Raw genomic sequence first — 5,885 nt, forward strand, 5'->3', positions numbered from 1 at the left:
GGTTCGGTGCCGGGGGAGTCGTGGTCCAGCCCGTAGGGCGCCTTGCTGCGTGTCAGCCGGACCACGTTGGTCGGACGCTCACCGCCCTGCCCGGCCAGCGACTCGGCGAGCCGCGCCACCGTGGTCGTCTCGTCGCCCTCGACCACGACATCGCGGTCGGCGTGCTCGCTGAGCACGGTGAGCATGATCCGCATCGCCGCTCTCCTCGGGTCGGCCCCCGGTCCAAGGTACAGAGTGGCGACGGCCCGGGAGGAGCTGTTTGCGGCAATGCCGTGGGGCACGGCCCGGTATGTGGAAAACGTGCTGGCCTGTGGACAACTGTCGGGCGGTGTTGACCAGTTATGCCGTTCTTAATGGGCTTTTGTGGATTTGGCGGCGGGGAGAGGCTGGGGATTCTCCGGACGGAGCTGTGGAAAACTCACCCGGATCCGGTGGGATCCCGCCGGGCCCGGGCCCTGGCGTGGAGCTCGCCGGTCTTCTCCTCCAGCAGCCCGGCGTACGCGCTGACCTCGGAGGTGACCTCGGCCAGCCCGGTCGCCGCGCGGTGCAGGCCTTCGACGACCTTTTCCGTCGCCGGGGCGCCCGCGATGCGTTCGGCCCCGCGGTGGCGCAGCCGCCCGACCGCCGCCCGCAGGAGCCCGATACGCCCGGAGCCCGGTGTGCCACGCCTGAACCAGTTGGCCATGGCGTAAGGATGACACATTTTGAACGGGTTCAGGGTGACGGGAAGCGCACGGTCGTCCGGCCGCGGAGTGAAGGGGACGGGGCTTTCGCCGGAATGCCGGTGTAAATACTGGGGTGGTTGTTGCGAGGGTTAATCCAGATCCTTATCACCCAGATAAGTCATCTGTCACCTAGCCAAACCGTCAGTTTCTTCCAGATCGGCGTTGACAGACCCGTTCCTATCAAACGAGCATGGGTCCTGGCTTTTGTCCGGCAGTTCATCGGCATGGTGCGCATAATGGCGTAAATTCAACCGGTAGTCCCCCTATTTGCGATCACTCTGGGAGTCCCCCTGCCCATGAGGACCAGTGAGAAGCCAACGAACCGTCCCGGGGTGAACGCCGAGCGGCAGAGCCCGGCGGGCGCCCTTTCGGGACCGGCGTCGCGCAAGCTCCCCGTTCCCCCGCGCGAGCGCAGGCCCGCGCTCGCGGCCCTCGCCCTGCTGCTCATCCTGGGCGGCGCGCTCGCGACCACCCTGCTGGTCCTGCGCAGCGGCGACCGGGTCACCGCGATCCAGATCGTCCAGCAGGTCGGCACCGGCCAGCGCATCCCCCAGACAGCGATGCGGGAGGTCCAGATCGCCGACACCGGCATCGACTACGTGGCCTACGCCGACAGGGTCCGCGTCTCCGAGAACTACGCCCGCGTCACCCTGCTGCCCGGCACCCTGCTGACCGGGAAGATGGTCGTCTCGTCGAGCGCGGAGCTGGGCCCGGGCAAGGCGCAGGTCGGCCTGGCCCTCAAACCCGGCCAGCTCCCCTCGACCCTGCTGCAGGGCGACCGGGTCCAGGTCATCCACGTGTCGGGGCGGGGCGAGGGAGCCGGCACCCAGAGCCGCGTGCTCGCGCAGGCCGCGTTGGTCCACAGCGTCGGAGCCGCCGGCAGGAACGGCGTGTCCGGCCAGGTGACGATCATCGTGGACGCCACGGTGTCCCCGACGATCGCCGCCTACGCCTCCAACGGCGAGATCGCCCTGGCCGAGCTGCCGGGAGCGCGCTGACGTGGCCCTCATCGTGCTGGCCGCGGACAAGGGAGCGCCGGGCGTGACCACGGCGGCCACCGCCCTCGGCGCGGTCTGGCCGCGCCCGGTGCTGCTCGCCGAGTGCGACCCCGCCGGCGGGGACCTCGCCTACCGCCTCCCCGCCGCCGACGGCGGCGTGCTCAACCCCGGCCGGGGCCTGCTCACCCTGGGCGCCATGGCCCGCCGCGGCCTGCAGCCCGACCAGATCCACGAGCACACCCAGAAGATCGTCGGCGGCCTGGACGTCCTGGCCGGGCTGACCCACGGCGAGCAGGCCGCCGGGCTGACCTGGCTCTGGGGCCCGCTCGGCCGGGCGCTGGCCGCGATGCCCCACGCCGACGTGCTGGCCGACTGCGGACGCCTCGGCGGCCACCCCGAGACGGCCGAGCTGACGGCCGAGGCCGCGATGGTGGTGCTGTTCACCAGGGCGAGCCTGGACCACGTCGCCCACCTGCGCGAACGCCTCCAGGTGATGCCCCGTGACCCGCAGCTGGGAGTGGTGGTGATCGCCGACCCCCGGCAGTACCGCACGACGATCGACGAGGTCCGCCGGATCGTCACCGCCACCGGCAGGGAGGTCGCCTTCGTCAGCGGGCTCGCCCACGACCCCAAGGGCGCGGAGCTGCTGCGCGGCCAGTGGGGCGGACGCCTGGACCGCTCCCTGCTGATCCGCACCGCCCGGGAGCTCGCCGGGCGCCTGGCCTCCCAGGTCCGTGCCCCGGAGCCCGCCGCATGACCATCGACCACACGCTGGTGAAGCGTTTCCGGCAGGAGGTCGGCGACCGGCTGGCCCACCAGCGCCGCCTGGACCAGGCCAGCGGCCTGGTGCCGATGACCGGCGAGGACGAGCGCCAGTTCGCCCGCGCGCTGATCGCGCAGGTCCTGGAGGAGTTCGCGCGCGGCGAGATCGGAGTCGGCAGGACCCCGCCCACGGCCGAGGAGGAGGAGGCGCTCGCCGCCGGGATCCACGCCGCGCTGTTCGGCGTCGGCCGCCTGCAGCCGCTGCTGGACGACCCCGAGGTCGAGAACATCGACATCAACGGCTGCGACCGGGTCTTCGTCGGCTACGCCGACGGCCAGGAGATCATGCGCGAGCCGGTGGCCGAGTCGGACGACGAGCTGGTCGAGCTGATCCAGATCCTCGCCGCCTACAGCGGCCTGTCCAGCAGGCCGTTCGACACCGCCAACCCCCAGCTCGACCTGCGCCTGCCGGACGGCTCCCGGCTCTCGGCGGTCATGGACGTGACGGTCCGCCCGTCGATCTCCATCCGCCGCTCGCGGCTGGGCAAGGTCTTCCTGAGCGACCTCGTGGGAAACGGCACGCTCACCCCTGAAGTGGGCCGTTTCCTCTCGGCCGCCGTGGCGGCCAGGAAGAACATCATGATCTCCGGCTCCACCAACGCCGGGAAGACGACCCTGCTGCGCGCGCTGGCCAACGAGATCCCGCCGGCCGAACGGCTGATCACCGTGGAGCGCGCGCTGGAGCTCGGCCTCGACCAGTTCTCCGAGCTCCACCCCAACGTGGTGGCCTTCGAGCAGCGGCTGCCCAACTCCGAGGGCCAGGGTGAGATCACCATGGCGGAGCTGGTCCGCCGCTCGCTGCGGATGAACCCGTCCCGGGTGATCGTCGGCGAGGTGCTCGGCGATGAGATCGTCACGATGCTCAACGCGATGACCCAGGGCAACGACGGCTCGCTGTCCACCATCCACGCCAACTCCTCGATGGAGGTCTTCAACCGCATCGCCACCTACGCGCTCCAGGCCGCCGAACGCCTGCCGATCGAGGCGACCCACATGCTCATCGCGGGCGCGATCGACTTCGTGGTCTTCATCGAGAAACGCAACGACTACGCCTCCGGCGGGAGGCTGCGCCGCTTCGTGTCGAGCGTGCGCGAGGTGGCCGGGGTGGACGGCCGGGTGCTCTCCTCGGAGGTGTTCGCCCTGTCCCCCGACGGACGGGTGCTGCCGCACGCCCCGCTGTCCTGCCTGGAGGAGCTCGCCCACCACGGCTACGACCCGGGAGGCTGGGCATGATCGCCGTCCCGGCGGGGCAGCCCGCCCGCCACCCGGGAGGCCGGCCGTGATCCCGTTGCCGCCCGGCCTGCTCGACCCGCTGGCGCTGCTGGCCGGGGCGGGGGTCGGCGCGGGGCTGTTCCTGCTCGGCCTCGCCCTGTACGGCACGCGCCCGCGGCCCTCCAGGCCGGGGAAGAGAGCCGGCAGGCGCGAGCTCCTCAGGGCCCTGTCCACCCGCTCCGCCGTGGGCGCCATCGCCGGCCTGCTCGTGCTCGTGGTGACCGGCTGGCCGGTCATGGCCGTGGGAGCGGTGCTCCTCGCCCTGGGCTGGCGGGGGCTGTCCGGCGGCGCGGCCGAGGAGCGCACCGCGATGCGGCGGTTGGAGGGACTGGCCGCCTGGACCGAGTCGCTCCGCGACACCATCGCCGGAGCGGCCGGCCTGGAGCAGGCCATCCCCTCCTCGATCCGGGCCGCGGCCCCCATGCTCCGCCCGCACCTGCGCGCCCTGGTGGACCGCCTGCACACCCGGATGCCGCTGCCCGACGCGCTCCGGCTGTTCGCCGACGAGCTCGACGACCCCTCGGCCGACCTGGTCGTGGCCGCGCTGATCCTCAACTCCAAGCTGCGCGGCCCCGGCCTGCGCGACGTGCTCGGCGCGCTCGCCGTCTCGGCCCGGGAGGAGCTCGACATGCGCCGCCGGGTCGAGGCCGAGCGCCGCTCCACCCGGCGCAGCGTGCAGATCGTGGTCGGTACGGCCGTCGCCTTCGCCGTCGCGCTGGTGGTGTTCAACCCCTCCTACGTCGAGGAGTACGACAACCCCCTCGGCCAGGCCGTGCTCGTGGTGGTCGCCGGGTTCTTCGGCGCCGGCTTCGCCTGGATGCGCCGCCTGGCCCACTTCGACAAGCCCGCCCGTCTGCTCGGCCTGCCCTCGGGAGGAGAGGTGCGCGATGACTGAACCGCTGCTCGTGGGATCGGTGCTCGGACTGGGCCTCTTCCTGCTCATACGGGCGCTGTTCCCCGCCCGGCCGGGGCTGGTGACGCGGTTGCTGGCACTGGACGCCGCCCGGGAGGGCACGACCGTCCCGCGCATGCAGCTCGTCCTGCCGGACGAGGAGGTCAGCGCCTTCCGGCGCGGCCTGGGCGTACGGCTGGCGCGCTTCTACGCGGCCCGGGGATGGGAGGCCCGCTCGGCCAAGGCGGACCTGGCCCTGCTCGGCAAGTCGTTCGAGGGGTTCCTGGCCACCAAGATGCTGCTGGCGGTGTCCGGGCTGCTGGCGTTCCCCCTGCTGCTCGGCTGGCTGGCGGTGATGGGGTGGGGCGTCTCGCCCACCATCCCGCTGTGGGCCGCCCTCGCCGCCGCCGGGGTCTTCTTCATCCTGCCCGACCTGCAGATCAAACGGGACGCGGCCCGGATGCGCCGTGACTTCCGGCACGTCGTCGGGGCCTTCCTGGACCTGGTCGCGATGAACCTGGCGGGCGGGCGCGGCGTGCCCGAGGCGCTGATGATGGCGGTCTCGGTGGGCAGTCCGGGCGCCGACGACGAGGGGGCCAACTGGGCGATGAACCGGATCCGCGAGGCGCTCGGCAACGCCAGGATCGTCGGCATCACCCCCTGGCAGGCCCTCGGGCAGCTCGGCGACGAGATCAACGTCGACGAGCTGCGCGACCTGTCCGCCGCGCTCGGGCTGGTCGCCGACGACGGCGCCAAGGTCCGCGCGTCCCTGACCGCCCGCGCCGCGACCCTGCGGCGCCGTGAGCTCGCCGAGGTGGAGGGGCAGGCGGGTGAGCGGTCCCAGTCGATGCTCGTCGCCCAGCTCCTGCTCTGCGCGGGCTTCGTGATCTTCCTGAGTTTTCCGGCCGCTATGAAGATGTTGGGGTCCTGACCATGCTGAACCATCCGTGGATCGTCTATACGACCGCCTTCCTGAGCGTGCGGATCGACAGGGCACGCAACGCCCCGACCCGGGGGGCCTCGGCCGTCGAGTGGGTCATCATCACGGCCATCATCGCCGGGGTCGCCCTGGGGCTCGCCACGCTCATCCAGACCCTGGTCACGCAGAAGCAGGACGACATCTCCACCCAGTTCGGCAACAGCGGTGGCGACGGCGGCGGTGGCGGAGGTGGGGGC

Annotated in this window: 8 protein-coding genes; 6 read left to right on the forward strand and 2 right to left on the reverse strand. The window is 72.1% G+C overall.

The annotated features are described in order from the left end of the window. Together CA984_RS42125 and CA984_RS42130 are read right to left on the reverse strand one after the other, a co-directional pair. Window positions 1–194, reverse strand: a 194-nt coding sequence (locus CA984_RS42125) for a hypothetical protein (protein ID WP_133061950.1), incomplete at its 3' end; no start/stop codon positions are given. Window positions 195–418: 224 nt separating this feature from the next. Beyond that, entirely contained in the window at window positions 419–685 is a 267-nt protein-coding gene (locus tag CA984_RS42130; protein ID WP_086578915.1) for a hypothetical protein, read from the reverse strand. A 372-nt stretch (window positions 686–1,057) separates the two neighbouring features. Here CA984_RS42130 and CA984_RS42135 point away from each other — a divergent pair, with 372 nt between their 5' ends. From CA984_RS42135 to CA984_RS42160, 6 genes are all read left to right on the forward strand, one after another. Then, window positions 1,058–1,723, forward strand: a complete 666-nt coding sequence (locus CA984_RS42135; protein ID WP_242676477.1) for a hypothetical protein — start codon at window positions 1,058–1,060, stop codon at window positions 1,721–1,723. Window position 1,724: 1 nt separating this feature from the next. Beyond that, a complete protein-coding gene (locus CA984_RS42140) occupies window positions 1,725–2,480 on the forward strand; it encodes a CpaE/TadZ family protein (protein WP_031170874.1) in 756 nt (251 codons plus the stop codon). Then, window positions 2,477–3,778: a TadA family conjugal transfer-associated ATPase gene (locus CA984_RS42145; protein ID WP_031170876.1), complete on the forward strand. Its 1,302-nt coding sequence runs from the start codon at window positions 2,477–2,479 to the stop codon at window positions 3,776–3,778. Before CA984_RS42140 ends, CA984_RS42145 begins: the two co-directional genes overlap by 4 nt. A gap of 46 nt (window positions 3,779–3,824) precedes the next feature. Then, the gene (locus CA984_RS42150) at window positions 3,825–4,712 is read left to right on the forward strand and encodes a type II secretion system F family protein (protein WP_086578916.1); all 888 of its coding nucleotides are present in this window, start codon (window positions 3,825–3,827) and stop codon (window positions 4,710–4,712) included. Next, window positions 4,705–5,640: a type II secretion system F family protein gene (locus CA984_RS42155; RefSeq protein WP_086578917.1), complete on the forward strand. Its 936-nt coding sequence runs from the start codon at window positions 4,705–4,707 to the stop codon at window positions 5,638–5,640. The genes CA984_RS42150 and CA984_RS42155 overlap by 8 nt, the downstream gene beginning before the upstream one ends. A gap of 2 nt (window positions 5,641–5,642) precedes the next feature. Beyond that, window positions 5,643–5,885 (forward strand): Flp family type IVb pilin (locus CA984_RS42160; protein ID WP_086578918.1); only part of this gene is annotated, 243 nt, incomplete at its 3' end.

The organism is Streptosporangium minutum (genome assembly GCF_002149035.1).
Classification (GTDB): domain Bacteria; phylum Actinomycetota; class Actinomycetes; order Streptosporangiales; family Streptosporangiaceae; genus Streptosporangium; species Streptosporangium minutum.

Coding starts and splice junctions, on each gene's coding strand:
- CA984_RS42155 (WP_086578917.1), top strand. CDS start 4,705: ATGACTGAACCGCTGCTCGTGGGATCGGTGCTCGGACTGGGCCTCTTC.
- CA984_RS42145 (WP_031170876.1), top strand. CDS start 2,477: ATGACCATCGACCACACGCTGGTGAAGCGTTTCCGGCAGGAGGTCGGC.
- CA984_RS42130 (WP_086578915.1), bottom strand. CDS start 685: ATGGCCAACTGGTTCAGGCGTGGCACACCGGGCTCCGGGCGTATCGGG.